The sequence below is a fragment of the Gracilibacillus sp. Marseille-QA3620 genome (assembly GCF_054950035.1).
Genome location: NZ_CM143102.1, coordinates 4,121,672 through 4,147,854 on the forward strand (window position 1 = coordinate 4,121,672; position 26,183 = coordinate 4,147,854).

General features: G+C 46.0%; 22 protein-coding genes. 5 read left to right on the plus strand and 17 right to left on the minus strand.

From position 1 onward, the window contains the following. Positions 1-14 precede the first annotated feature (14 nt). The 4 genes from pgmB to ACY8DX_RS20640 form a co-directional block, all read right to left on the minus strand. The gene (gene pgmB / locus ACY8DX_RS20625) at positions 15-680 is read right to left on the minus strand and encodes a beta-phosphoglucomutase (protein WP_462405976.1); all 666 of its coding nucleotides are present in this window, start codon (positions 678-680) and stop codon (positions 15-17) included. After that, positions 677-2,986, minus strand: a complete 2,310-nt coding sequence (locus ACY8DX_RS20630) for a glycoside hydrolase family 65 protein (protein WP_462405977.1) — start codon at positions 2,984-2,986, stop codon at positions 677-679. Before ACY8DX_RS20630 ends, pgmB begins: the two co-directional genes overlap by 4 nt. 187 nt (positions 2,987-3,173) lie before the next feature. Next, entirely contained in the window at positions 3,174-3,533 is a 360-nt protein-coding gene (locus ACY8DX_RS20635; protein ID WP_049669238.1) for a YckD family protein, read from the minus strand. An 86-nt stretch (positions 3,534-3,619) separates the two neighbouring features. Next, complete coding sequence (locus tag ACY8DX_RS20640; protein ID WP_049669237.1) at positions 3,620-4,804, minus strand: DEAD/DEAH box helicase; 1,185 nt, start codon at positions 4,802-4,804, stop codon at positions 3,620-3,622. A 268-nt stretch (positions 4,805-5,072) separates the two neighbouring features. On the opposite strand from ACY8DX_RS20640, the gene ACY8DX_RS20645 reads away from it, so the two are divergent. Continuing rightward, positions 5,073-6,722, plus strand: a complete 1,650-nt coding sequence (locus tag ACY8DX_RS20645) for a glutamine--tRNA ligase/YqeY domain fusion protein (protein ID WP_049669236.1) — start codon at positions 5,073-5,075, stop codon at positions 6,720-6,722. Between the two features lie 49 nt (positions 6,723-6,771). Here the strand turns inward: ACY8DX_RS20645 and ACY8DX_RS20650 are convergent, their stop codons facing one another. Both ACY8DX_RS20650 and ACY8DX_RS20655 read right to left on the minus strand, forming a co-directional pair. Beyond that, entirely contained in the window at positions 6,772-7,023 is a 252-nt protein-coding gene (locus ACY8DX_RS20650) for a YkuS family protein (RefSeq protein WP_049669235.1), read from the minus strand. An 82-nt stretch (positions 7,024-7,105) separates the two neighbouring features. Then, positions 7,106-7,975 (minus strand): AraC family transcriptional regulator, encoded by an 870-nt coding sequence (locus ACY8DX_RS20655; protein ID WP_049669234.1) that lies wholly within the window; start codon positions 7,973-7,975, stop codon positions 7,106-7,108. Positions 7,976-8,118: 143 nt separating this feature from the next. On the opposite strand from ACY8DX_RS20655, the gene ACY8DX_RS20660 reads away from it, so the two are divergent. Beyond that, positions 8,119-9,381, plus strand: coding sequence for a dicarboxylate/amino acid:cation symporter (locus tag ACY8DX_RS20660; protein WP_462405978.1), 1,263 nt, complete (start codon positions 8,119-8,121; stop codon positions 9,379-9,381). A 357-nt stretch (positions 9,382-9,738) separates the two neighbouring features. On the opposite strand, the gene ACY8DX_RS20665 is transcribed toward ACY8DX_RS20660, so the two are convergent. Next, a complete protein-coding gene (locus tag ACY8DX_RS20665) occupies positions 9,739-10,443 on the minus strand; it encodes a class I SAM-dependent methyltransferase (RefSeq protein WP_049669232.1) in 705 nt (234 codons plus the stop codon). Between the two features lie 155 nt (positions 10,444-10,598). On the opposite strand from ACY8DX_RS20665, the gene ACY8DX_RS20670 reads away from it, so the two are divergent. Next, positions 10,599-10,844: a hypothetical protein gene (locus tag ACY8DX_RS20670; protein ID WP_049669231.1), complete on the plus strand. Its 246-nt coding sequence runs from the start codon at positions 10,599-10,601 to the stop codon at positions 10,842-10,844. A 45-nt stretch (positions 10,845-10,889) separates the two neighbouring features. Here ACY8DX_RS20670 and ACY8DX_RS20675 read toward each other — a convergent pair whose 3' ends face one another. From ACY8DX_RS20675 to purU, 6 genes are all read right to left on the minus strand, one after another. Next, positions 10,890-12,086: a class I SAM-dependent rRNA methyltransferase gene (locus ACY8DX_RS20675; protein ID WP_462405979.1), complete on the minus strand. Its 1,197-nt coding sequence runs from the start codon at positions 12,084-12,086 to the stop codon at positions 10,890-10,892. Positions 12,087-12,196: 110 nt separating this feature from the next. Further along, on the minus strand, positions 12,197-13,381 hold the full coding sequence (locus tag ACY8DX_RS20680) for a NupC/NupG family nucleoside CNT transporter (RefSeq protein ID WP_462405980.1): 1,185 nt from the start codon (positions 13,379-13,381) through the stop codon (positions 12,197-12,199). Positions 13,382-13,522: 141 nt separating this feature from the next. Next, a complete protein-coding gene (deoC, locus tag ACY8DX_RS20685) occupies positions 13,523-14,197 on the minus strand; it encodes a deoxyribose-phosphate aldolase (protein ID WP_049669228.1) in 675 nt (224 codons plus the stop codon). Between the two features lie 31 nt (positions 14,198-14,228). After that, positions 14,229-15,530, minus strand: a complete 1,302-nt coding sequence (locus tag ACY8DX_RS20690; RefSeq protein ID WP_462405981.1) for a pyrimidine-nucleoside phosphorylase — start codon at positions 15,528-15,530, stop codon at positions 14,229-14,231. 2,145 nt (positions 15,531-17,675) lie between these two features. Beyond that, positions 17,676-18,608: a DNA-binding transcriptional repressor DeoR gene (locus ACY8DX_RS20695; protein ID WP_462405982.1), complete on the minus strand. Its 933-nt coding sequence runs from the start codon at positions 18,606-18,608 to the stop codon at positions 17,676-17,678. 39 nt (positions 18,609-18,647) lie between these two features. Continuing rightward, the gene (purU, locus tag ACY8DX_RS20700) at positions 18,648-19,547 is read right to left on the minus strand and encodes a formyltetrahydrofolate deformylase (protein ID WP_439802372.1); all 900 of its coding nucleotides are present in this window, start codon (positions 19,545-19,547) and stop codon (positions 18,648-18,650) included. Between the two features lie 350 nt (positions 19,548-19,897). Between purU and ACY8DX_RS20705 the strand changes: the two genes are divergently transcribed. Next, positions 19,898-21,352 carry an alpha-amylase gene (locus ACY8DX_RS20705; protein ID WP_439802371.1) on the plus strand — a complete coding sequence of 485 codons (1,455 nt, stop codon included), beginning with the start codon at positions 19,898-19,900 and terminating at the stop codon, positions 21,350-21,352. Between the two features lie 18 nt (positions 21,353-21,370). On the opposite strand, the gene ACY8DX_RS20710 is transcribed toward ACY8DX_RS20705, so the two are convergent. Genes ACY8DX_RS20710 through ACY8DX_RS20720 form a run of 3 tightly spaced genes read right to left on the minus strand, consistent with a single transcriptional unit; the run spans position 21,371 to position 24,208 of the window. Continuing rightward, on the minus strand, positions 21,371-22,153 hold the full coding sequence (locus ACY8DX_RS20710; RefSeq protein ID WP_049669223.1) for an ABC transporter ATP-binding protein: 783 nt from the start codon (positions 22,151-22,153) through the stop codon (positions 21,371-21,373). 25 nt (positions 22,154-22,178) lie between these two features. Beyond that, positions 22,179-23,183 (minus strand): FecCD family ABC transporter permease, encoded by a 1,005-nt coding sequence (locus ACY8DX_RS20715; protein WP_462405983.1) that lies wholly within the window; start codon positions 23,181-23,183, stop codon positions 22,179-22,181. Then, positions 23,180-24,208, minus strand: a complete 1,029-nt coding sequence (locus ACY8DX_RS20720) for a FecCD family ABC transporter permease (protein ID WP_462405984.1) — start codon at positions 24,206-24,208, stop codon at positions 23,180-23,182. The genes ACY8DX_RS20715 and ACY8DX_RS20720 overlap by 4 nt, the downstream gene beginning before the upstream one ends. A 132-nt stretch (positions 24,209-24,340) precedes the next feature. Between ACY8DX_RS20720 and ACY8DX_RS20725 the strand changes: the two genes are divergently transcribed. Further along, entirely contained in the window at positions 24,341-25,276 is a 936-nt protein-coding gene (locus tag ACY8DX_RS20725; RefSeq protein ID WP_462405985.1) for an ABC transporter substrate-binding protein, read from the plus strand. Between the two features lie 71 nt (positions 25,277-25,347). Here the strand turns inward: ACY8DX_RS20725 and ACY8DX_RS20730 are convergent, their stop codons facing one another. Further along, positions 25,348-26,127 carry a carbon-nitrogen family hydrolase gene (locus ACY8DX_RS20730; RefSeq protein WP_439802367.1) on the minus strand — a complete coding sequence of 260 codons (780 nt, stop codon included), beginning with the start codon at positions 26,125-26,127 and terminating at the stop codon, positions 25,348-25,350. Between the last annotated feature and the right edge of the window lie 56 nt (positions 26,128-26,183).

Below are 26,183 nucleotides of genomic sequence, written 5' to 3' on the forward strand. Positions count from 1 at the left end.
CTGCCAATTCTACATTATCTGCCAAATTTCTTTTTTAATTCTTCTAAAGAAAGCTCCTTGGTGGAGGCATAAATGACATCTGCCTGTCCCAGTTGATCAACAGAACCAATGCCAACGGCAAACATGCCTGCCCGTTTGATGGCTTGCACTCCTGCCTTTGCGTCCTCTATGCCGATGCAATGCGCCGGCTTTACCTGCAAATTTTCCGCCGCATTTAGAAAAATCTCTGGGTCTGGTTTCCCATGCGTAATCAGATTCGCATCGGCCATATAATCAAATTCATCCAAAAGGCCTAATCCTTCCAAAACGGCTGGCGCATTCTTGCTGGCGGAGGCGAGGCCGATTTTAAAACCGGCCTCTTTAATATCGGCTAATAGTTCCCTTATGCCAGGCAGTATATCGGCAGGAGTGATTTGCTTGATCAGCTCAGCATAATGAGCATTCTTTTTCGCTGCAAGATGTGCCTTCTCCTCATCCGTGAAGGCTCCTTGCTTGCCGCCAATCTCTAGAATGATTTCAAGTGAGACCATGCGTGAAACACCCTTTAGCCGTTCATTATCCTCCCTCGTGAAAGGAATGCCAAGCTCCTCAGCCAGCTTCCTCCAGGCAAGAAAATGGTATTCCGCTGTATCCGTAATCACTCCGTCCAAGTCAAAAATAAAGGCTTCAAGCTTACTCATTGTTGTCTCTCCTCCTTCGCCATCGGAATGCTCAACATGCCATTCTCTTCAAGCTCATGCTTCACTCCATCCATTTCAAAGGTCAGCGCAGGGCCCTCCTGGGTAATTTGAACTGCTTTTTGATCAACCTTCACAGTAAGATGATGATTGCGGTAATTAATATTAAAGGTATAACGATCCCATGCGGCTGGGATAAATGGTGCAAACGATAGCACTCCCTCAAAGGTTTTCATGCCGGCAAAGCCTTGAACAATCGCTAGCCAGGAACCAGTCATACTTGTAATATGAAGCCCATCTTCTGTGTCATTATTATAGTTATCTAGATCAAGCCTTGCTGTCCGGTTATACATCTCATAGGCCTTCTCCTCCATGCCGAGCTCTGCAGCGAGTACTGCATGAACGGATGGAGACAAAGAGGATTCATGAACGGTCATCGGCTCATAGAATTCAAAGTTGCGCCGCTTCTCATCCAGTGTGAATTCATTATTGAGGAAGTAGATGCCCTGCAGAACATCGGCCTGCTTGATGAAGCAGCTGCGAAGAATTCGGTCCCATGACCACTTCTGATTCAACGGTCTGTCATGCGGGGACAATTCACTCACCTTCTTCAGATCCTTATCAAGGAAGGTGTCATGCTGCACAAATACTTGAAGCTCCTCGTCATATGGCAAATACATTTTCTCCGTGATTTCAGCCCAGCGATCGAGCTCTTCCTGATAAATATATAAATCTGCCAGTCTGGATTCATGGCCGTTCTCCTTCAGCTCATGAATGACCTCCATCGTATAGCGCAGTGTCCAAGCTGCCATCTTGTTCGTATACCAGTTATTGTTCACATTATTCTCATACTCGTTCGGACCGGTTACCCCGTGGATCATGTATTGATCTTTTCGCTTTTGGTAATGAACCCGATCTGCCCAGAAACGGGAAATGCCTGTCAGCACATCGATTCCATACTCGAGCAAGTATTCCTTATCCCCGGTGTACTGGACATAATTATAGATGGCATAGGCAATAGCTGCATTTCGGTGAATCTCCTCAAAGGTGATTTCCCACTCATTATGACATTCCACCCCTGTAAAGGTCACCATCGGATAGAGAGCTCCCTCAAGGCCCTGCCTTTTCGCATTCACGTAAGCGCCCTCGAGCTGGTTATAACGGTAGATTAATAGATTACGAGCTACTTCGGGCTTTGCGGTCGCCAAATAGAAAGGCAAAGCATATGCTTCCGTATCCCAATATGTTGCACCGCCATACTTTTCCCCTGTAAAGCCTTTTGGACCGATGTTCAGACGGGCATCCTCCCCATAATAGGTAGAGAAGAGCTGGAAGAGGTTGAAACGAATGCCCTGCTGAGCCTCATCATCTCCGTCAATTTGGATATCGGCCATCTTCCACCGCTCTGCCCACTGTTCCTTATGAGCTGTTAAGCAGGCATCAAATCCAGCCTGCATCGCCTGGTTCAGTATCTCTTCCCCTTTTTCAACAAGGTGCTCACCATCATAGTCTCGGTTCGTTGTGACCGTGACATACTTCGTGAGGGAGACCGTCTTTTTAGCGATCGTATTCATGACGATTGTATTATCGACATACTCGACATTTATATAAGGCTTAATCTCAGCCACATCCCCTTCAGCCACTAATCCCATATTAGCTGAAATACGGAAGATTTCCGTTTCGAAAGGGTTTTCATTTGTCTCCATAACAAGATGAGCCTTATTCGGCTCTGCATGCCTTGTGATTGCTTTCCAAAAGTCCTCGTCATAATTGGAGTCCTCATTGCGTACATCCCCATCCAAATAAGGAATGAAGGTAATCTTGCTGTCATGATTTAGCGGGGTAACCTGATAATGAATCACGGCAAGCTGCTTCTCCGCAATCGAGAGATACCGCATAACCTCTACCTTTGTTTCCTTGCCTTCATGGACAATCGTGAACGTCCGTGTCAGGACACCTGTTTTCATATCAAGCTCACGACGGTAATCCTTCACTTCAGCCAAATACAGATCAATCTCATCCTCATCAATCAGCACGCGAATACCAATAAAATCAATGGCATTGATTACTTTTCCGAAATAATCCGGATAGCCATTTTTCCACCAGCCGACCCTTGTTTTATCCGGGTACCAAACTCCTGCAATATATGTACCTTTATGTGAATCACCACTATAGGTTTCCTCGAAATTCCCTCTTAAGCCCATATGGCCGTTTCCAAGACTCGTCATGCTCTCAGCTAGGCGAAAATCATCCTTATGAAGCTCTTCCTCAATAATTTTCCATGGGTCTACTGCAAATAATCTCTTCATTGATTTCACTCTCCCATAAATGGTCATCGATTAGTGCAAGCGGTTGCACAATTAACCCATCCTTATTATAACGTATTGCTGAACAAAAGAAAGTATGAATGGGTGAAAATTCTAACTTTCTTCAAAGATAGGTATTTAGAACCGCAAAAAACTCCAAAGCCTGTTTAGGCCTTGGAGTTCTCTATGCTTAATTCTCTGCTTTTGGTGCTGGCTTTGGATGAGGCATTTTGCCGAAATGGCGGGGCGGGACATAGCCATGTTCCTTGATTTTCTCAAAGCGCTTATCCATATGGTCAAGAATCATATCGCCCGTTTCCTTTGTCATTACACCGTATTCAACGTATTTATGAATAATATCCTTCTCACGCTGAAGGACATCCTGATGCATCGATTCAAGCTCTGCTTTCTGAGCGTCTGTCAGTGATTTCTCAGCTGGCGCAGGTGCCGGTGCTTTATCTTCTGCCGCATAGGCAGATGAGAGCATGCCCGTAAATGAGGCTGTCGACAGCATAATGCCCGCCAAAATGTTCAACGTCCATCTCTTCATTCCATTCACTCCCTACTCTTTTATCCACCCTAGTTTTTGCCATTTATCAGATTTTATGCATGGGCTTTTCGGAGTGATCGAATCACTTATTTTCGCTTTTTAGGCTTTACGTCAGGTCTTTTCTTCGGATAGACGGGACGTTCATCAACGATTTGTCCCTTGAATAATTCCTTCCTTTTCACCTCAAGCTTGAGCTCACGGGCATATTTGCGCAGCTCGCGCTCTTCACGCGGCGTCACGATGGAGATGACGGTTCCGCTTGCACCTTGGCGGCCTGTCCGGCCTGAGCGATGAACATATTGGGCAATCGATTCCGGGAAGTCCACATGGATGACATATGGAAGTCCCTCGATATCCAATCCCCTTGCAGCTACGTCCGTAGCAAGCAAGAGCGGCAGCTTTCCTTGACGGAAGGAACGGATTGCCTTCTCACGGTCCATCTTCTTCGAATCCCCATGTATGACAGCGAGGTCAACCTTTTTATAGGAAAGCTTTGAAGCCATCACATCAAGGTTGCCAATATCCCTTCCAAAGACAAGCGCTCTCATCCCTGACATTTTCGCCAGCTTCTCAAGAATAAGAATCTTGTCGCGCTGTTCAGCAACAAAATAAATATGGTCGACCTTCGATTGCACGGTCTCTTCCTTAGCAATCCGGATACAAGCAGGCTCATTCATCCATTGGGATGCTTCTTCTTCAAGCTGCTTTGGCAGAGTCGCTGAGAAGAGCAGCACTTGACGGTCACGCATCGCTGAATGGAGGATTGCTCCTACGGTAGCCATATGTTCTGGAATCAGGAGCTGGTCTCCCTCATCAAGTACAATTGTCTTCACTCCATGCATCTTCAGCTTCTTCTGCTTAATCAATTCCTCCAGTCTTCCCGGTGTTCCAATGACAACATGCGGATGCTTCTTCAATTTCTCTAGCTGACGCTTCGGATTAGCGCCGCCAATGAAGGATGCTGCCGTGATGCCGCAATCTTTTGCCCATGATTGCACAACCTCGAAGATCTGCATCACTAATTCACGGGACGGTGCCACGAATACAGCCTGCACCTTTTGCTCAACAGGGTCAACCTTGTTTAAGACCGGAAGTACATAGGCAAGGGTCTTCCCTGTCCCTGTCGGGGATTCAGCAATTACATCTGCCCCTTCCATAATCGGTGCAAATACCTTCGTCTGTACGGCTGTCGGCTCCTTGAACCCTGATTTCTCCCATCCCTTTTTCAAGCCTTCTTTTAATTCCTCTATCATTACAGCTTTCGCGCTCATTTAATTCTCCTAACTAAAGTCGTGGTTTTCTTGTCTTATTATACATAGCCGGGCAGAGGATTATCAATAAAGCGCCTCACCGCAGGCAATTTTCCGTGCATTTCAATGTATAGGTTCGCGGAATGCAGATATACTAGATATATTGACTAATTTTACTATATTAAAAGAACCCCTCTCGTGAGAAAAATGTATTTATTTGTAGGCTTCTTGCGACTCAGGGACATTTCCATTAGAATGAAACTACTAGTTTATGCGAAAGAGGTTGAAGATGGTGGAACACAATACGTCGAATTTTATACGCAACATCGTCATTGATGATGTGAAATCAGGTAAAACAAAAGAAGTCATCACCCGTTTCCCGCCGGAACCAAATGGCTATTTGCATATCGGCCACGCTAAATCCATCGTGCTGAATTTTGATATTGCCGATGAGTTTGGCGGCAAGACAAACTTGCGCTTCGATGATACCAATCCTGTAAAAGAGGATGTGGAATTTGTCGAATCAATCAAGGAAGATGTGAAATGGCTCGGCTACGACTGGGACGGACTGTTTTTTGCCTCTGATTATTTTGAAGAAATGTACAGCCGTGCAACGCTATTAATTGAAAAGGGATTGGCTTATGTTGATGACCTATCAGCTGATCAAATCCGTGAGTACCGCGGCACATTGACTGAACCAGGTAAGGAGAGCCCATTCCGCAGCCGTTCTGTGGAAGAGAATCTCGACTTGTTCAAACGGATGAGGGACGGAGAGTTCGGAGACGGAGAGAAAGTCCTTCGCGCCAAAATTGATATGAGTTCACCAAACATCAATCTTCGTGATCCTGTTATCTACCGAATCGCTCATGTACCGCACCACAATACCGGCACAAAATGGTGCATATATCCGATGTATGCATTTGCTCATCCAATTGAGGATGCGATTGAAGGGGTAACCCATTCCATCTGTACACTCGAGTTTGAAGACCAGCGCCCATTCTATGACTGGGTTATTAAGGAATGCGAAATGCCTGCAGTGCCAAGACAATATGAATTCGGCCGTTTGAATCTGACAAATACCGTCATGAGCAAACGTAAATTGAAGCAGCTTGTGGAAGAAGGGTTTGTTGACGGCTGGGATGACCCGCGCATGCCGACTATATCCGGCCTAAGAAGACGCGGTTATACACCAGAAGCTATCCGCAACTTCTGCCGTGAAATTGGCGTAGCCAAAACAAGCGGAATCGTCGATGAGAAGATGCTTGAGCATTTTGTTCGTGAAGACTTGAAATTGAAAGCACCGCGTACAATGGGAATCTTGAAGCCGCTGAAGGTCGTTATTACGAACTATCCAGAAGGCGAAATTGAGATGCTTGATGCCGAGATCAATCCGGAAAACCCTGAAATGGGTATGCGTAAAATCCCATTCGGCCGTGAAATCTACATTGAGCAAGAGGATTTCATGGAGAATCCTCCGAAGAAATACTTCCGTCTCTTCCCTGGCAATGAGGTTCGCTTGAAACATGCGTACTTCATCAAATGTGAAGAAGTGATTAAAGATGCTGACGGCAATGTCGTTGAGCTGCACTGCACATATGACCCAGAAACAAAGAGCGGTACCGGCTTCACTGGCCGTAAAGTAAAAGGAACGATTCACTGGGTGGAGGCAACACATGCCATCCCTGCTGAGTTCCGCTTGTACGAGCCTCTCATCCTTGATGAGGACGCTGAAGAACAAGGCGGCTCCTTCCTTGACCATGTGAATCCAAACTCCTTGATCATTGAACAAGGATTCGTAGAACCAAACATGAAGGATGTCAAAGGTAATGATAAGTTCCAATTCTTCCGCCATGGCTACTTCAATGTGGATCCGAAGAATAACACAGATAAATTAATCTTTAACTTGATTGTCTCCTTAAAGAGCTCATTCAAGCTTTAAAACCAGCAAAAGGCACTCATCCACATTGGATGAGTGCCTTTTTTCCTGCTTATTGATCAAGCCGGCTTCTAATTTCATTGACGACTTCATTTGCCGTCCTACCATTTGCATCAATGATGGATGCATCAGTTCTAGCATCCTGGATGCCCATAACATTTGTATCGAGCCCCGTAACGACACAAAAATCAAATGCTACTCCGTCCGCATCCTCCGCGTGGCGCAAATCAGCCACTTCATAACCAAGCTCTGACAAAGCCTCGCGAATATCGGTCAATGATTGTTCAACACCTATTCTTGTCATTTATCGCACCTCCTCATTGTTAAGGTTTCCTTTCCGACTGTTTATTATGTTGAAATAGCAGCAAAAAAAGACCGTCCAGCTTCTAGACGGTCTTTCTAATCCTCAAATATTCACGCGGAGCCATTCCGAACTCTTTCTTGAAGGCACGTACAAAGCCGGAATAATCATTGAAGCCCGATGTTTGGCAAACATCGGTCAGCTTCATGCCCTCTGCCATTAAGGTTTTTGCATACATAAGCCGCTTTTGGACAATGTATTGATGCAGGGTATAACCTGTATAGGCCTTAAATTTTCTCATAAGATGATATTTGCTCATAAAGACAAGAGAGGCAAGATGATTCACTGACAGCTCGCCATTTAGGTTTTGGTTGATATAGGTGACAATGTCATTAATATTTTGATCAAATAGGACATCCATTGATTGATTCCGTTGGTTATTGTCAAGCAGATCTCGATTCAGGAGGATGATCAGCTGAATCAACAAGGCTTTGTTCATCTCTACATACCCAAAGCTGGGATTTATCTTTTCCTCCATTAAATCATGGACAATGCTCTTTACCTTTCGAAGCCGTTCTTCATATAAGCGGAGGCGATTATTTTCCCTTCTGGCTGCCATATCAAAGCATGTAAGTAAGTTGGCATCTGTTTGATGATGCTTGGCCATCATTTCTGGATTGAACCATATGATGATTCGCTCATAATCCTCAGAGGGGTCAATAATCGGCTTATGAATCTGACTATGACTGATAATTAAGACATCCCATGGCCTAAGCTTAAAGGCCTTCCCCTCTATCATATAGGTAACGTTTCCTTTCAGGAAAATAATGATTTTATGAAAGTCATGATAATGATAGTCGAAATCCTTTGTAATACGGTCCTTTAAGTGGAAGATGCGTAGCTCTTCCTTAAGAAAACCCCGTTTCTCAAGCGGCCATTGTCCATGCTCAATCATGGTAATTAGTCTCCCTTTTATCAATATTACCCCTATTTTAGAGCATTTTTATCCATCTTTCTAGCAATATTTACATAGTAGTCGGCATTACATTTGCGTATGATAATATATAACAGTAGTTTTATCAGAAAGGTTTTGAGAATATGAAACGATTTTTAGCAAGCTATAAGTCTTCCTTAATCCTGCTTGGCGCGATTATCATCGGCGGGATTGCCGGGTACATAATCGGTCCGGACGTAGCGGTTGTTAGACCATTCGGGGACTTATTCCTGAACTTATTATTCATGATTATCGTTCCGCTCGTCTTCTTTAGTATCACTACGGCGATTGCGAATATGAGCGAGATGAAGCGTCTTGGAAAGATTATGGTCAGCATCATCATCGTCTTTTTCAGTACAGCGCTGATCTCAGCCATTATCGGCCTTGCCGGAACGTCCATCATGAATCCAATTGGCGATTCTGATGTCTCCGCCATTAAGGAATTGATGACTAATACAGAAGTACCTGAAACAGAAGATGTCACTTTCCTTTCCCAGCTCGTCAATACCTTCACGGTGAGCGATTTCTCTGAATTGCTTTCTAGACAGCATATCCTGCAGCTCATCGTCTTCTCCGTCCTGATTGGTCTTGCGACAGCCATGGCCGGTGAAAAGGGCAGACCTGTTGCTCAGCTGCTCACATCGGCAACTGAGGTTCTCATGAAGGTTGTCAAAATCATTATGTATTACGCTCCAATCGGGCTCGGCTGTTATTTCGCAGCCATTATCGGTGAGCTTGGACCGCAAATCCTTGAAGGCTATGCGCGCTCCTTCGTTCTTTATATGGTCTTATCGATCATCTATTTCTTTGGATTCTTTACGCTGTATGCATTTATTGCAGCTGGAAAGGACGGCATCCGTGCCTACTGGACGAATGTTCTTCCTCCATCCGTCACAGCGATTGCGACTTGCTCAAGTGCAGCCTGCATTCCAATTAACCTTGATGCAACGAAGAAAATCGGCGTCCCGGTCGATATCGCTGAAACCGTTATTCCACTTGGCGCCAACACACATAAGGATGGTTCCGTTATTGGCGGAGTGCTTAAGATTGTCTTCCTGTTCAGTCTCTTTGGCCGGGATTTGACAAGTGTATCAAGCATCCTCAGTATCCTAGCTGTTGCCTTCCTAGTCGGTGCCGTAATGGGCGCTATTCCAGGAGGCGGAATGATTGGCGAAATGCTGATCCTTACCGTATTCGGCTTCTCGCCTGAGGTACTTCCGCTGATCGCCGTTATCAGCACCATCATCGATATTCCAGCTACCTTGCTGAACTCAACTGGCAATACTGTATGTGCCATGCTCGTCGCACGTCTTGTCGAGGGCAAGAATTGGCTCAAGAATGCCATGAAAAAAACAGCAGATGCATAAATGAAACAAAACGAAAGCCGGTTCAGAATAGTGAACCGGCTTTTTTGACTCTATGGGAAGCTCTTAAAATCAAAACAGCGTAATCGAGGCTCGTTTTTAGATGTAATCCTACTAAAAACATGAAATCCCGTCTAAAAATATCTCAAACATGTCTAGTTTTGATAACTACACTTTGTGGGACTCTCCTATTCGAAAGGATTTCGCTCGATTTCTCCATTTAAGGGCGATTCCTCTCTGTTTATGGGCGAAATGAACAGCCGTAAATCAGCTCCCCTTTGTAGGGGCTATCAGCTAACAAGGAGCAGGAAAAGAAAGAAGCGGTTTCTAATCCCGCATCCATCAAAAACTACCTCCCCTTCACTTTTGAGCCCGTATAATCCGGTAATTCATCAAATGCCGGTATTGCTTGAGCATTTGCTCATGGGCAGAGAGCACCTGGAAGATTTGCTCCGGTATGTTCTCAGATGGGAGGAAATCAGTCAGCGGCTCCTCATCATCATAAAAGGATGGAAGCTCTTGAATTTGTACATCACGGAACCCCGCATGATGGAATGCTGCCTTCCATTCCCCTTCTGTCCACATTTGCTTGAATCCATAAAAGGACCCTATCGCATGCCTTTCCCCTTGTCCTGCTGGTCCGTCTATAGTCAATTCAATCGCATAGAGGACGCCGTTACTTTTCAAAACCCGGTGAATTTCGTTCACGGATGGAGAAAAGTCCGCGAAGGAAAGGACAGATTCGGATAAACAATAATCCACTGAGCCTGATGCAAGAGGCATGTTCTCAAGCGAGGATTCGATGACCTGAACCGGCAGGCTTAGCGTGCTGAAACGCTGTCTCGCCTTTTCTGCCATTATGGGATGGTTATCAAGCGCCACAACTTGGGCTCCATAGCGCGATGAAAGATAGGCACTCGTCTGCCCCGTTCCGCATCCTGCATCAAGAATGACTGTCTGCTGATTAATGGGTTCCCCTCCTAGCATGATATCAGTCGCCTTGATTCCGCCTGGATGGGCCCCGCCGATTCCAAGGATTGATAATAGATCCATATACGTATACATATTGCACCCTTCCCCCCTTTTTAGCCATTGTATGAATGCCCCCCTTTTGTGTTCCGCATCAATAAAAAACGATTCTTATAGGTATATAAACAGGCAAGTTGTCCAAACAAAAATACAATACAGAGAAACCGATTCAGGAAGGAGGTTCTTTCCTCATGAATTATTATGAGCTTTGTAATAGAAATATCGGACGTAATGTGTGCATTACCGATATTCACGGCCGGAAACATACTGGCGTTATCACCCGTGTTACGAATAAGCATGTTTGGATTAGACCAAACGGCGGCAGACAAGGCGGAGGCTATAGCTGGGGTTGGGGCTGGGGCTGGGGCTGGGGCTGGGGTTACCCGCTGGCTCTTGGCTTAATTGGCGGATTTGCCCTCGGTGCTTTATTCTTTTAAAAAGTTAAGAGGAAGCTGCTCTCATAAAGCGGCTTCCTCTTATTTTTATCCAATCAATTCAATGAAGACGACCTTTAGATAGTCCCCTTCCTTATACTCAGGTATCGTTTTGAAATCAGTCGGGAGTGAGAATTCCTCACGTATGCGGTAACGGCATTTCATATCCTTGCAGGCTTTATCAATGAATCCTTTGAACTTATCCATATTAAACGCACTGCAGTTTGTTGAGGCGACAATCATGCCGTTTCTTTCTGTAATCGCAATGGTTTCTTTCAAGAGGTTCGTATAATCCTTCGCTGCACTGAAGGTGAATTTTTTCGATTTTGCAAAGCTTGGCGGGTCAAGAATCACCATATCAAATTTCAATTCTTTCCTTGCTGCATACTTAAAGTATTTAAATACATCCTCCACAATGATGTCCTGGCTCTCATAATCAATGCCATTGATGCTGAACTGCTCAATCGTCTTTGCATAGCTTCGGTTGGCAAGGTCCACACTCGTTGTCTTCTTGGCTCCCCCAAGAGCTGCAAACACAGAGAACGCCCCTGTATAGGAGAACATATTTAACACCGTTTTGCCTTTTGCATAGCGGTCACGAATTGTACGGCGCACATCACGCTGGTCAAGGAATACGCCAACCATGGCGCCATCATTTAAATCAACGGCAAAGTTCGCCCCGTTTTCCTTTACGATCAGCGGGAATTCTCCACGCACACCTGCAACGAAGTCATCATCCTCAATATATTTTCCCTTCGTATCAAAGCGTTTTTTCTCATAGATGCCCTTATATCCGCCTTCCCATTTCTGTAACGAGGCAATCACCATCTCTTTGAAGGTGTAAATTCCCTGGCTATACCAATGGATAACGAAGAAGCCATCATAATAATCGATGATCAGCCCGCCAATGCCGTCACCTTCCCCATTAAATACGCGAAAGGCTGTTGTTTTTTCACTCGTAAAGTAGGCTGAACGTGCACGCAGGGCCTTTGTTATTTTCGCATCAAAAAATGACTGGTCAATGGCTTCGCTGCGCTTACGTGTCAAAACCCAGCCAATTCCCTTATTTTGATTGCCATAATAACCTTTTCCAATGAACTGACCCTTCTCATCCACTAGATTCAGAATGCTTCCTTCGTCCCGAAGCTGTTCTGGGTTGGCCACTGCATTTTTATAAATTAACGGGAAACCGCCTTTCATTTTCTTACTGTCCCGCACTTTAATCTCGCATGTTAATTCTTGCATATCTATCACAACTCTCTACATTCGTCTTTATTAACTACCCTATAGTATAACGAAAAACGGCAAAAGTTAAATCATAGACAAGAAAAAAGCAGATCCCAGGAGGAATCTGCTTAAATGATGAGCCCGACAATCAGTCCAGAAAGGATGCTGACAAGTGTTGCTCCGTATAGAAGTTTCAATCCAAAGCGGGCGACCGTATTTCCTTGACGTTCATTCAGCCCTTTAACCGCTCCGGCAATAATCCCAATAGATGAGAAGTTCGCAAATGAGACGAGGAAGACAGATAGAATACCTAGCGTCCGTTCACTGAACGTATCGGCAATATCCGTCAAGCTGACCATGGCGACAAACTCATTGGTCACAAGCTTCGTTGCCATGATTCCCCCGGCAGAAACCGCCTCGCTCCAAGGAATCCCCATGATAAAAGCAACAGGGGCAAAGATATAGCCAAGTAACTGCTGGAAGGTAACCCCGAAGATTTGATCGAATGTGCCATTAATAAAGGCAATCAAGGCGACAAATCCGATGAGCATCGCAGCAACGACGATGGCAACCTTAAAGCCATCCATCACATATTCCCCGATCATCTCGAAGAAGGTTTGTTTCTTGCCGACTTCCTCCACCGGAAGAATATCCTCAGCAGGGTCAACCTTGTATGGGTTGATAATGGAGGCAATGATAAATCCGCCAAAAAGGTTCAGCACAAGGGCTGTTACGACGTAATCAGGTTTGATCATCGTCATATATGAACCAACAATTGACATCGAAACAGTCGACATCGCTGAGGCACATAAAGTGTACAAACGATTTGGAGGCAGCTGGTCCAATTGCCTTTTTACCGTAATGAAAACCTCTGATTGACCAACCATGGCTGATGCAACCGCATTATACGACTCCAGCTGCCCCATTCCATTGACCTTGCTGAGCAGAAAACCAATTCCCCGCATGATGAATGGAAGAATCCTGAAATGCTGCAAAATACCAATCAAGACAGAAATGAAGACGATTGGTAAGAGCACTGTCAAGAAGAATGGCGCCTGTCCTTCATTGGCAATTCCTCCAAAAACAAAGACAATGCCTTCTTCTGCATATCGAAGAAGCTGTTCAAATACAATCGCAATGCCGCGAATAATGAAATAGCCAACCTTCGTATTGAGCAGCAATAGTGTCAACAGAACCTGCAGCACTATCATGATACCGATATATTTAAACTTAATGTCTTTTCGGTTATTACTAACGATATAAGCTAATCCTAGTACAATTAAAATCCCGATGATTGAGATGAGATATTTCATGTTTCCCTCCGCTAAGATGTTCTCCCAAAATTTTCCATCCTGTGGCCGTAAATAAGCCCCGTTTCCTTAGAAGAGACGGGGCCAAAAAATGAGGACCTGTCCATTTCTAGCTTCTGCCAAAATGAACCCATTTATTCCCCATTAATAATCAGAACTTGCTGTTTCCCCTTTAGCAATGGATACACCGGAGCTTGCCCCGATTCGCGTTGCTCCTGCTTTCACCATTGCTTGTGCATCTTCAAGACTGCGAACGCCCCCAGATGCTTTCACGCCGATTTCCGGTCCAACTGTTTTTCTCATAAGAGCGATATCTTCAACTGTCGCTCCTCCTGTTGAGAACCCAGTGGATGTCTTCACGAAATCTGTACCAGCTGATACAGCCAATTGGCATGCTTTCTCGATTTCTTCTTTTGTTAATAGGCATGTCTCGATAATGACCTTCACGAGTGCTTTACCCTTCGCTGCTTCAACGACTGCCTTAATGTCCGCCTCAACCTCGTTGTAACGGCCATCCTTCATAGCACCGATATTGATGACCATATCAACCTCATCCGCGCCATTTTCAATCGCATTCTTCGTTTCAAATGCCTTCACTTCGGGTGTGTTTGCCCCAAGAGGGAAGCCAATAACCGTACAAACTTTCACTTCTGGTGTGTCAGCCAATAATTCTGCACATTTCTTCACCCATGTTGGATTAACGCAAACAGAGGCAAACTTGTACTCCTTTGCTTCCTCAACAATCTTCAACACTTGTTCTTCTCTCGCATCAGCCTTTAAAAGGGTGTGGTCGATTAAACTTGTTAACTTTTCAGCCATATCTTCCTGAACCTACTTTCCTAAAAATGAATTAGTGAATTTCTGTATAAATCAATGTCGGAGCTTCTGTTTTCTCTCCGCTGATTTCATAAGCTTCATAAATCATGTTCATGACGTTCTCAACATTCTCCCGGTTCGCATGAATGGTCACGAGGGACTCACCCTTGGCTACCTCATCTCCAACCTTCTTATTGAGGACAACTCCAACGGCCAAATCAATTTCTGATTCCTTCGTTGCTCTGCCCGCTCCAAGAAGCATAGCTGCTACGCCGATTTCCTCAGCAGCAATTTTGGCCACAAACCCTGCTTCCTTCGCCGGCACCTCAATTAGGTATTTCGCTTGAGGCAATTTGGATGGCTCGTCTACGATACTCGCATCCCCGCCTTGTGAAGCAAGGAATGTCTTAAATACTTCAAGCGCACGGCCATTCTTCATGACTTCCTCCAGCTTTTGACGAGCTTCTTCAAGCGTGTCCGCCTTTCCTGCAAGGACAACCATATGGCTTCCAAGCGTTAAGCAAAGCTCATTCAAATCAGCCGGTCCATTACCAGAAAGGGTATCAATCGCTTCCTTGATCTCGAGTGCATTCCCGACAGCAAATCCAAGCGGCTGGCTCATATCTGAAATAATCGCCTTCGTATTACGGCCAACACCATTACCGATATCAACCATTGCTTTAGCCAATTCCTTCGCATCATCCAAGTTCTTCATGAATGCCCCATCCCCTGTTTTCACATCAAGGACAATCGCATCTGCCCCAGCGGCAATCTTCTTACTCATAATCGAGCTCGCAATCAACGGAATGGAATCCACTGTAGCTGTCACATCACGCAGCGCATACAGCTTCTTATCTGCTGGTGTTAAATTACCACTTTGGCCAATCACGGCAATTTTATTCTTATTCACCAAATCAATGAACTCTTGATTCGAAATCTCCACGTGGAAACCTGGAACAGCCTCAAGCTTATCAATCGTACCGCCTGTATGACCAAGCCCGCGGCCGGACATCTTCGCAACCGGTACATCAAGCGCCGCCACAAGCGGAGCAAGAACAAGTGTCGTCGTATCGCCAACACCGCCAGTACTATGCTTGTCCACCTTAACTCCTTCAATCGCGGACAAATCAATCTGATCGCCTGACTCAACCATCAATTGCGTCAAAATCACGCGCTCCTCCTGTGTCATCCCTTGAAAATAAACAGCCATCGCAAAGGCTGACATTTGATAATCCGGAATACTTCCATCCGTAAATCCTTCAATCACAAATTGAAGCTCTTTCTGATCCAATTCATGCCCATTACGCTTCTTCTCAATAACATCAACCATTCTCATGATTTTTACACCCCATTTTATGAAGTTGCTGAAAAACATATAGTAATTGGTAGCACTTACAAAATTACTATACCACAAACAATGAACAATTGTAATAAATAGATGTGAACAAATGTAAAACTTAATAAATCTTCCATTTAAATTATTACTATTCCCAAAATAAGGGGAAGAAAACATGGGATTTGGTCGGGCTTTGTCACGCTTTTCCCATCTTTCTCCCACCTTTCATCCCCTTTGCATGGGCAAAGGGGGGGCTTTCTTCGGGACTTGGGTGGGTTTCGTCACGCTTCTCCCACTCTTTTCCCACCTTTCACCCCCTTTATATGAGCAAAGGGTGGGTGTCCTATGGGCTTTGGGTGGGCTTCGTCACGCTTTCCCCACCCTTTTCCCACCTTTCACCCCCTTTGTATGAGCAAAGGGTGGGCTTTCTTTGGGACTTGGGTGGGCTTCGTCACGCTTCTCCCACCCTTTTCCCACCTTTCACCCCCTTTGCATGGGTAAAGGGTGGGCTTTCTTTGGGACTTGGGTGGGCTTCGTCATGCTTTCCCCATCTTTCTCCCACCTTTCACCCCCTTTGCATGGGTTGAGGGTGGGCTTTCTTTGGGACTTGGGTGGGTTTCGTCATGCTTTCCTCACCCTTTTCCCACCTTTCACCCCCTTTGTATGAGCAAAGGGTGGGTGTCCTATGGGCTTTGGGTGGGTTTCGTCACGCTTTCCCCACCCTTTTCCCACCTTTCACCCCCTTTGCATGGGCAAAGGGTGGGTCTCCTATGGGCTTTGGGTGGGTTTCGTCACGCTTCTCCCACCCTTTTCCCACCTTTCACCCCCTTTGCATGGGTAAAGGGTGGGCTTTCTTTGGGACTTGGGTGGGCTTCGTCACGCTTCTCCCACCCTTTTCCCACCTTTCACCCCCTTTGCATGGGTTAAGGGTGGGCTTTCTTTGGGACTTGGGTGCGCTTCGTCACGCTTTCCCCACCCTTTTCCCACCTTTCACCCCCTTTGCATGGGTTAAGGGTGGGCTTTCTTTGGGACTTGGGTGCGCTTCGTCACGCTTCTCCCACCCTTTTCCCACCTTTCACCCCCTTTGCATGGGTAAAGGGTGGGCTTTCTTTGGGACTTGGGTGCGCTTCGTCACGCTTCTCCCACTCTTTTCCCACCTTTCACCCCCTTTGTATGGGCAAAGGGTGGGTGTCCTATGGGCATTGGGTGGGCTTCGTCACGCTTTCCCCGCCCTTTTCCCACCTTTCACCCCCTTTGCATGGGTTAAGGGTGGGCTTTCTTTGGGACTTGGGTGGGCTTCGTCACGCTTCTCCCACCCTTTTCCCACCTTTCACCCCCTTTGCATGGGCAAAGGGTGGGTGTCCTATGGGCTTTGGGTGGGCTTCGTCACGCTTTCCCCGCCCTTTTCCCACCTTTCACCCCCTTTGCATGGGTTGAGGGTGGGCTTTCTTTGGGACTTGGGTGGGTTTCGTCATGCTTTCCTCACCCTTTTCCCACCTTTCACCCCCTTTGTATGGGCAAAGGGTGGGTGTCCTATGGGCATTGGGTGGGCTTCGTCACGCTTTCCCCACCCTTTTCCCACCTTTCAACCCCTTTATATGGGTAAAGGGTGGGCTTTCTTTGGGACTTGGGTGGGTTTCGTCACGCTTCTCCCACCCTTTTCCCACCTTTCACCCCCTTTGTATGGGCAAAGGGTGGGTGTCCTATGGGCATTGGGTGGGCTTCGTCATGCTTTCCCCACTCTTTTCCCACCTTTCACCCCCTTTGTATGGGCAAAGGGTGGGTATCCTATGGGCATTGGGTGGGTTTCGTCACGCTTCTACCACTCTTTTCCCACCTTTCACCCCCTTTATATGAGCAAAGGGTGGGTGTCCTATGGGTCTTGGGTGGGCTTCGTCACGCTTCTCCCACCCTTTTCCCACCTTTCACCCCCTTTGCATGGGTAAAGGGTGGGCTTTCTTTGGGTCTTGGGTGGGTTTCGTCATGCTTTCCCCACCCTTTTCCCACCTTTCACCCCCTTTGTATGGGCAAAGGGTGGGTGTCCTATGGGCATTGGGTGGGCTTCGTCACGCTTTCCCCACACTTCCCCCTATTTTCCCCTGCCAACCAAAAAAGAAGCAGAGCCGCCGCCCCACTTCCTTTCATTCATTTATCTAATAGAAATCTAGCTGTGTATTGATCGGTGACAAGCACGTTTGCATATCCGCCTTTGAGGGCTGCGTGGATAGAGTCGATTTTGCGGGAGCCGCCGGCGACCAAGATTGAGTAGTCTTTTTCCTTCAGTTCATCGAGCCCAATTCCGAGTGTGCGTTCGTTGAGGCTTTTGCTGCAAATATGCCCATCTTTATCGTAGAAGCGGGAGGAGATGTCTCCTACAGCGCTTGAGTAGAGCATGTTGGCATCCTCATCGGAGAAGTATCCGAGGTTGAAGAGCAGGGATTCGGGTTTGATTTGTCCACATGTGAATAAGGCGATATTTGCCTTTTTGCCCATATCGATGACCCGCTTGATGTGGCGGTCGGCCATGATGGCTTCTTTGACGACGACGTTGTCAACAATGGCCGGCAGCGGTAGGTAATGCGGGGAGGCGTTGAAGGCTTTGCCGAATAGGTACAGGATTTCTGAGACATAGGTGTTAGTTTCAGATAGGCTGATGCCCCCCTTCAGCTGGACGATTTGAACATTATTCACTTGTTTTTTCTTCAGCTCGACTGCGACATGGTAGATGGTCGTTCCCCATGTGACTCCGATGATGTCATCGTCCTGAACGATGGAATTAAGATATTCGGCTGCTTTTAAGCCAATTGTCGTTTTGATGATATGGTCTTCATATTGTCCGATGGAGGCGACGACAGCTTTTTTCAGGCCGTATTTTTGTTCGAGCTCTGCTTCGAGGTCTGTGACACGATCGGCTTTTTCGCAGATTTTTATTTGCACGATGCCTTCTCTTTTGGCTGTTTGAAGCATGCGTGAGACGGTCGGCCTTGAGACTCCTAGTTTTTTGGCGATTTCATTTTGTGTGCAGTCGAGCAGGTAATATAATTTTGCTGCTTCAATGACTTTATCGTTTTTATCCATTGGTCTATTTATCCCCTAGTTTCTTCAATTTCTTGGTGGTCAAAAGACGATTGTTTTATTGCCATGGACGATGATTCGGTCTTCAAGATGCCATTTCACTGCTCGTGCAAGCACGCTTCGTTCGATGGATGCTCCGATTTTTTTTAGCATGCGGACATCGTCCTGATGGTTCACCCGCATGATATCCTGCTCGATGATTGGCCCTTCATCCAGGTCATCCGTGACATAGTGAGAGGTAGCGCCAATGAGTTTGACTCCTCGGTCGAAGGCACGTTCATATGGCTTTGCCCCGACGAAGGCAGGCAGGAAGGAATGATGAATATTAATGATTTTGTTTTTCTGCCTTGCGACAAATTCCGGAGAGAGGATTTGCATATAGCGGGCAAGGACGATTGTATCTATGCTGTATTCAGTCAGAAGACGCAGCTGCTCCTCTTCTGCCTCCTTCTTCGTTTCCTTTGTAACAGGGATATGATAAAAGGGGATTTGCAGTGATTCAACGACCTCACGCGCATCCTCATGATTGCTGATGACAAGCGGAATCTCTGCCATCAGATCGCCTGACTGCCATTCCCATAATAATTCCCGCAGACAGTGGAGTTCCTTTGAAACGAAGATAGCTGCTCGTTTTAGCTTGTAGGCAAAAATAACATCCCACTTCATTCCAAATTGTTCGGCTACATTTGTGAATCCTGTTTTGAACAAGGCTTCCTTTTTATCCAGCTCTGGAGCCTCAAATTCTACCCTCATGAAGAATGTCCCGTTATGCCGGTCAGTCGAATATTGATTGGAGGCTAATATATTGGCCCCTTGCTTATAGAGAAAATCCGATACAGCTGCGACGATCCCAGGCTGGTCCGGACAGCTGATTAAAAGCCTGGCTTTATCCTTTTGGCTTTCTTGATACAGCCGTACTTGCCGTTCTTTTATAGACTCCATTCAATCCTCCGCCTCTCATCCCTCTTTTTGTATTAATAGTGTATCACTTAAACAGGGGTTTAATGAAGGCTTGAGTTCCACGGAAGACATGCTGACAAAGGGTTTGACCAGGCTGAATGCCTTGGTGTTATCCTTTTTGTAATACTTATTTTTCTACATATGTTTGTAACTGGATGGCATATGGGTATTTATTTTGTTAAGAATAATCGTTTATATCGGATTAGTCATGAGGGGCGTTGGTTTTTAACTAGACAAAGTTGATTCGGACTAAGTGCAGCTTGAGGTTTTCAGCGAAAAATCACTATTTCTGTTATCAACAGCCGCTTAGAAAGAGATAAGGGGTGGATGCAATGAGTCAAAATCATACGATGATGCAATTTTTCGAGTGGCATATTCTACCCGATGGAACCCATTGGAAACGACTGAAGGAGCTTGCGTCTGAGCTTAAGGACAAAGGCATCGATTCCGTTTGGATTCCACCGCCAACAAAGGCACAAACACCTGAAGATACGGGTTACGGCATTTATGATTTATATGATTTAGGTGAATTTGACCAAAACGGCTCCATCCGGACGAAATATGGAACAAAGGATGAGCTGATTGAAGCTATTGAGGCATGCAAGGAGAATGATATTTGTGTATATGCAGATGTGGTGATGAATCATAAGGCCGGTGCTGATGAAACAGAGAGATTCAAGGTTATTGAAGTCGATCAGAATAATCGAATGAAGGAAATATCCGGTCCTTTTGACATTGACGGCTGGACGAAATTTACCTTCCCCGGCAGAGGAGATACATATTCTTCCTTCAAATGGAATGTCGAGCATTTCAATGGAACCGATTATGATGAAGGTACCGTCCGGACAGGGATTTTCAAAATTCTGGGCGACCATAAAGGATGGAATGATAATGTCGATCTCGAATTCGGCAATTATGATTACCTTATGTTTGCCAATATTGATTATAACCATCCTGTCGTGAGGGAGGAAATGATTAAATGGGGCAAATGGCTGACTGAGACCTTGCAATGTGACGGATACCGATTGGATGCTGTTAAGCATATTGATTACACGTTTATTCGAGACTTTGCCCTTGAGATGCATCAAACTCATGGCGATCATTTCTATATGTTTGGCGAGTATTGGAATCCCGATTTGAGGGCTTGCCAGGAATATTTACAAAAGGTTGAATTTACCGTCGATTTAATTGATGTCCCTCTCCACTTCAAGCTTCATCATGCCTCACAGGCCGGTCGTGATTTTGACTTACGAACCATCTTTGATGATACCCTCGTCCAAGCGAACCCGCTAAATGCCGTCACCTTTGTTGATAATCATGATTCCCAGCCTGGTGAATCGCTCGAGTCCTGGATTCAGGATTGGTTCAAGCAATCCGCTTATGCATTGATTCTCTTGCGTCATGATGGCTATCCATGTGTCTTCTATGGCGATTATTACGGAGTCGGTGGTGAAGAACCGGTCGGACGCAAAAGCAAATTGATCGACCCTCTTCTTTATGCTAGGGTTCATAAAGCCTACGGAGAGCAGGTTGATTACTTTGATCATCCAAATACCATCGGATGGGTACGGATGGGCACAAGCGAGCACGAGCGTTCAGGCTGTGCCATTGTTATCTCCAATGGTGATAATGGCGAAAAGCGCATGTTCGTCGGTGAGGAGCGCGCCGGCGAAATGTGGGTGGATTGTACAGAGAACCGAGGCGATACCGTTGAAATAGGCGATGACGGATGGGCTGTCTTCCCTGTTAACGGGGGAAGCGTATCAGTCTGGATTCTTCCTGACTAGGAAGGGATAAGCGCGAATTTACCGCACTAAATTATAGGATAGAATAGCCGGCTTGGATGTTTGCGGGTCAGTTACGATATTTGTTTCTATATCGAATACTTCTCGCAGCACTTCTCGGCTGATTACTTTCTCTGCAGTTCCCTGGCAGATGAGCTGTCCCTTCTTCACAGCAATCAATTCATCCGCAAAACGGCTTGCATGATTCAAGTCATGAATGACCATGACAATCGTGCGGCCGTCTTTTTGGTTCAGTTTTCCGAGAAGCTCTAGTACCTCTAATTGGTGAGCCATATCAAGATAGGTTGTCGGTTCATCTAGCAGGAGGATATCCGTCTCTTGGGCAATGGCCATGGCAATCCATGCTCTTTGGCGCTGCCCTCCTGACAGGGAATCGACTGGGGTATCCTTAAATGCGGACAGTCCTGTTTCTTCTATCGCCCATTCCACCATTTCAAGATCATGAGCCGTAAAGCGGGAGAAGCCGGACTGATAAGGAGTCCTTCCATAAGAAACAAGATCCTGAACGGTTAAATCCTCCGGTGCATGCGGGGATTGCGGGAGGATAGCCAATTGCCGGGCAAGCCCTTTCGTGGACATACGGTGAATATCCTGCCCGTCTAAATAAACTCCCCCGCCGCTTGCCTTATGAAGGCGTGCCATCGTTTTGAGAATGGTCGACTTCCCACAGCCATTCGGTCCGATGATGGCCGTGATTTCTCCCTTTTTTATTTCCATATTTAGTTTAGGAACGATGATTTTCCCTTCATATCCGATTGTCAGATCACGTGCAAACAGGCTCATTTCCCCGTCACCCTTCTTTCCTTCTTTATTTCGTTTTAAGCAATAAATAGATAAAATAAGGAGCGCTCAAGATTGACACGATTATTCCAGCCGGTATATCAACCACTAGCAGATTCTTGCCAAGCATATCTGCCAGTATCAAGATGAGCGAACCAATCATCGCTGCAGTCGGCAAAAGATATTGATGCTTCGGTCCAACTAGCTTGCGCGCAATATGGGGTGAAATTAAGCCTAAAAAGGCAATGCCCCCGCCTGCTGCTACTCCCAGCCCCGCGAGCGCTACGGCAAGCACAATCAATGTCAGCCTCTCTCTTTCCGTGCGGATGCCAAGACCTGTTGAGACAAGCGGCCCCAGGTTCAGAACATTTAATACATGTGATTTATAGAGAATGACTGGGATGAACAAAAGAAACCACGGTGCAAGCGCCCATACGTATTTCCATTGAGTCGCCCACAGATCCCCTGACAGCCATGTTAAAGCCTTCATGAAATCATGCGGGTTCAGCCTTAGCTGCAAGGCCGTCAAGATAGCTGTTATGCCTGCATTGATGCCGATGCCTGTAAGGAGAAGGCGAATCGTATGCAGGCCTTGCTTCCATGAAAGAAAAAGTATCAAGACTGCCGTCAGCATAGCGCCTAAAAAAGCAAAGAACGGCATTGCAAATGTACTTAAAAGACTCATATTGCTGAGGGAGCCTTGAAATAGCGTAATATAAAGCACAACCATTAATCCTGCTCCGGCATTGATGCCGAGAATCCCCGGCTCAGCCAATTCATTGCGTGTCACTGTCTGCAGCACCGCTCCTGATAAGGCCATGCCTGTTCCAACCATCAGGGCAAGAATGATAGCCGGAAGTCTGATTTCAAGCAGAATCAATTCCTGCTTTGGTGTCCCTTGTCCAATAATCGTTTGCCAAACCTCAATTGGCGAGATTGAAACTGTGCCGACATTAAAGCTGATGAGACAAGCAGCGATAATCAGGAAACTAAGCAAGGTCCATATGAGCCGGACTTTTCTTTGCTGACTCATGAAAACAGCCTCCTTCCATTCTGCCGGACCATATATAGAAAGAACGGTACGCCGATGACAGCCGTCAAGACGCCGATAGGTGTTTCATATGGTGCGTTAATCGTACGCGATATCGCATCTGCACCAACCAATAGGATGCTTCCTAAGAGAGCAGCCACAGGCAGTAATTTGCCGTACTTGCCCCCTATCGCCATTCGCGTAATATGCGGGATAACCAAGCCGACAAAACCAACCGTACCTGAGACAGCAACTGCACTGCCAGTGAGCATCAAAACGGCTATCACGCCCATTGTCCGCACGAGACCAATATGGACGCCAAGGCTCTTTGTGATTTCCTCCCCGAGTGATAATAGGGTCAAAGCCCTGGAAATAGAGAAGGCAATGAACAATCCCACAGTCCCCATGATGAGCAATAGCTTCACATCGTTCCAGCTGCTTGCCGAAAGATCACCTGCATACCAGAAGCTAATATTTTTGGAGACATCAAAATAAAGCGCAATGCTTGTCGTTAAGGAGCTTAGGAACATTCCTGTCGCCATACCGGCAAGCGCCAGCTTTACCGGGGTAATGCCGCCCTTAGCCAGAATAGACAGGGAGAAGACAAACAATACAGCAAGTCCTGCACCAGCCATTGAAGCAAACATCGTCTCCAGCTTCGATAATCCTGGGAAAATGGTCAATACTAACACTAAAGCGAAGGCAGCCCCATTGGAAACGCCTAATAGGGAAGGCTCTGCCAGTACATTTCGTGTCAAAGCCTGCATCACTGCACCGGATACGGCTAAAAAAGCGCCGACAAGGGCTGCAACAATTGCTCTTGGCAGGCGGATATCCCAGATGATGTCATGCGTTATATTATTATGTGCGCGATGGAAAAGAGCCTCCCAGATAGTTGAGAGCCCATATAGTTTCGTGCCTATCATGAGTGAGACCATTAAAACAACAGCCAACAGAATGACGGCCAGCACCGTAACCAAGCTCATTCTCTTGATGCCCCTGCCTTTTTCTTTATTGTAACCCTGCATCGGCAACCAAATCCTTTACCTGAATTAAACGATTTTATCTATTTGGAAGTTAAATTCCATTGACTTTGTAAATGAGAATAATTATCATTCAGTATAACCAGTATATTTTACAATTTAAAGGAGGATTAATCAATGGTAATAAGTAAGAAATCATGGTTTACAATGATATGCCTTGCGTGCCTGATGCTTGTTCTTGGGGCATGCAGTTCAAATAACAGCTCGGAGGAGAGCAGCTCTGAGAAAAAGGTGACAGATGCTGTCGGAGAAATGACATTTCCAGCAAATCCAAAGAAAATTCTTGCTCCTAATATGGAGGATTATCTTGTGACACTTGGCCTTACTCCTGCAGCTCAATGGTCAATCGGTACCTCTGTTCATACATACCTGCAAGATAAGCTTGCTGATGTTCCATTGATTTCATGGGATATGCCAATTGAGGATGTTATTGAAGCGGAACCGGACCTAATCATGTTCGAGTCCGAAGCTGCCATCCAAGAAGGCATGTATGAGGAATATACTAAGGTTGCCCCAACCTATGTATTTAAATCTGAGAATACAGAGGACTGGAGAACACAATTAACGGTTATGGGTGAGCTTTTCGGCAAGAAAGATACAGCTGAGAAGGCAATTGAGGATTATGAGCAAAAAGCAGAGGACGCAAAAGCTCAAGTAAAAGAGGCCATTGGGGATGAATCAGCGGCAATCATTTGGGTGACAGGCGGGCAATTCTTCGTGTTTGAAGGAGATCGTTATGCCTCTAATGTACTCTATAAGGACCTTGGCATTAAAATGCCTACCTATATTAGTGATTTAGGCGAAAGTCAGGATGTTTGGCAAGCCATTTCTCTTGAGGCATTGGCTGATTTAGATGCTGACCATTTATTTATTGCAGCAGCAGCTAATGAAGAAGGAATTGAAACATTGGAGAAAAGTTCTGTATATAAATCCATTCCTGCTGTAGAGAAGGATCAAGTGTATTTCTTCGAGGATTCCAGCAACTGGACGACAAATGCAAAAATCGCAAATGATGTGACGATCGATTTAGTGTTAGAGTCTATTAAGAAATAATCATAAAAATTTAGGCTGTCCCGTTGGGGGCAGCCCTTTTTAAATTTACCAAGTTCACTGCTTGAGCTGGTTCATTCGTATAAGGATTCGCGGCGGTCCTTGTAGACTGGGATGAGCTCCCTCACTCTTCTGACTTCGTCAAGGTCGACCTCCGCATAGCCTATTCCTTCTTCCTCGCCTCCGTTTAAGATGACCTCTCCCCAAGGGGCAATAACCATGGAATGACCGTTGAAGATATTCTTCGGGTCTGCTCCGACACGATTGACAGCAACGACATACATTTGATTTTCAATCGCACGGGCTTTAAGTAGAATCTCCCAATGGTCGATACGGGGCTTCGGCCATTCAGCTGGGACAAAGAGGATATTGGCCCCGCCGAGCGCATGCTTGCGAATCCATTCCGGGAAGCGGATGTCATAGCAGATCACACCGCCGCATAGCATACCATCGATTGGAAAGAAATTTGATCTCTGTCCAGCCTCCAAATAGTGATGCTCATCCATCAGAGTGAATAGATGGGCTTTATCATACTCTCCCACTTGATTTCCTTGGCGGTCAAAAATGAACATGGAATTATAGTAGCCTTCTTTCCTTTTTACCGAGACCGAGCCGCCGATGATGTTTACCTGATATTTTGCAGCAAGCGCTGATAGAAGCTCCTTTGTATTCTGTCCGTCCTGGTCAGCAATCTGTGCCAGCTCATCAAGCTGATAGCCGGTATTCCACATTTCTGGAAGGACAATGACATCAGCTCCATTCTCAGCAGCTTCCTCCATCATCCTTTTCGCCTTCTCTCGGTTGGCGTCCGGTTCTCCATACTTAATATCCATTTGCAAACAAGCGATTTTCATCAGCCGCCCCACCCCCTGATCTTTGTTATATCAAGGGTATCGGACTTTGATGCGCG

Coding starts and splice junctions, on each gene's coding strand:
- ACY8DX_RS20690 (WP_462405981.1), bottom strand. CDS start 15,530: ATGAGAATGGTTGATGTTATTGAGAAGAAGCGTAATGGGCATGAATTG.
- ACY8DX_RS20710 (WP_049669223.1), bottom strand. CDS start 22,153: ATGAGCCTGTTTGCACGTGATCTGACAATCGGATATGAAGGGAAAATC.
- pgmB (WP_462405976.1), bottom strand. CDS start 680: ATGAGTAAGCTTGAAGCCTTTATTTTTGACTTGGACGGAGTGATTACG.
- ACY8DX_RS20675 (WP_462405979.1), bottom strand. CDS start 12,086: ATGCAAGAATTAACATGCGAGATTAAAGTGCGGGACAGTAAGAAAATG.
- ACY8DX_RS20730 (WP_439802367.1), bottom strand. CDS start 26,127: ATGAAAATCGCTTGTTTGCAAATGGATATTAAGTATGGAGAACCGGAC.
- ACY8DX_RS20650 (WP_049669235.1), bottom strand. CDS start 7,023: ATGACAAGAATAGGTGTTGAACAATCATTGACCGATATTCGCGAGGCT.
- ACY8DX_RS20630 (WP_462405977.1), bottom strand. CDS start 2,986: ATGAAGAGATTATTTGCAGTAGACCCATGGAAAATTATTGAGGAAGAG.
- ACY8DX_RS20725 (WP_462405985.1), top strand. CDS start 24,341: ATGGTAATAAGTAAGAAATCATGGTTTACAATGATATGCCTTGCGTGC.
- ACY8DX_RS20635 (WP_049669238.1), bottom strand. CDS start 3,533: ATGAAGAGATGGACGTTGAACATTTTGGCGGGCATTATGCTGTCGACA.
- ACY8DX_RS20680 (WP_462405980.1), bottom strand. CDS start 13,381: ATGAAATATCTCATCTCAATCATCGGGATTTTAATTGTACTAGGATTA.
- deoC (WP_049669228.1), bottom strand. CDS start 14,197: ATGGCTGAAAAGTTAACAAGTTTAATCGACCACACCCTTTTAAAGGCT.
- ACY8DX_RS20715 (WP_462405983.1), bottom strand. CDS start 23,183: ATGAGTCAGCAAAGAAAAGTCCGGCTCATATGGACCTTGCTTAGTTTC.
- ACY8DX_RS20665 (WP_049669232.1), bottom strand. CDS start 10,443: ATGTATACGTATATGGATCTATTATCAATCCTTGGAATCGGCGGGGCC.
- ACY8DX_RS20705 (WP_439802371.1), top strand. CDS start 19,898: ATGAGTCAAAATCATACGATGATGCAATTTTTCGAGTGGCATATTCTA.
- ACY8DX_RS20695 (WP_462405982.1), bottom strand. CDS start 18,608: ATGGATAAAAACGATAAAGTCATTGAAGCAGCAAAATTATATTACCTG.
- ACY8DX_RS20720 (WP_462405984.1), bottom strand. CDS start 24,208: ATGCAGGGTTACAATAAAGAAAAAGGCAGGGGCATCAAGAGAATGAGC.
- ACY8DX_RS20645 (WP_049669236.1), top strand. CDS start 5,073: ATGGTGGAACACAATACGTCGAATTTTATACGCAACATCGTCATTGAT.
- ACY8DX_RS20670 (WP_049669231.1), top strand. CDS start 10,599: ATGAATTATTATGAGCTTTGTAATAGAAATATCGGACGTAATGTGTGC.
- ACY8DX_RS20660 (WP_462405978.1), top strand. CDS start 8,119: ATGAAACGATTTTTAGCAAGCTATAAGTCTTCCTTAATCCTGCTTGGC.
- purU (WP_439802372.1), bottom strand. CDS start 19,547: ATGGAGTCTATAAAAGAACGGCAAGTACGGCTGTATCAAGAAAGCCAA.
- ACY8DX_RS20655 (WP_049669234.1), bottom strand. CDS start 7,975: ATGATTGAGCATGGACAATGGCCGCTTGAGAAACGGGGTTTTCTTAAG.
- ACY8DX_RS20640 (WP_049669237.1), bottom strand. CDS start 4,804: ATGAGCGCGAAAGCTGTAATGATAGAGGAATTAAAAGAAGGCTTGAAA.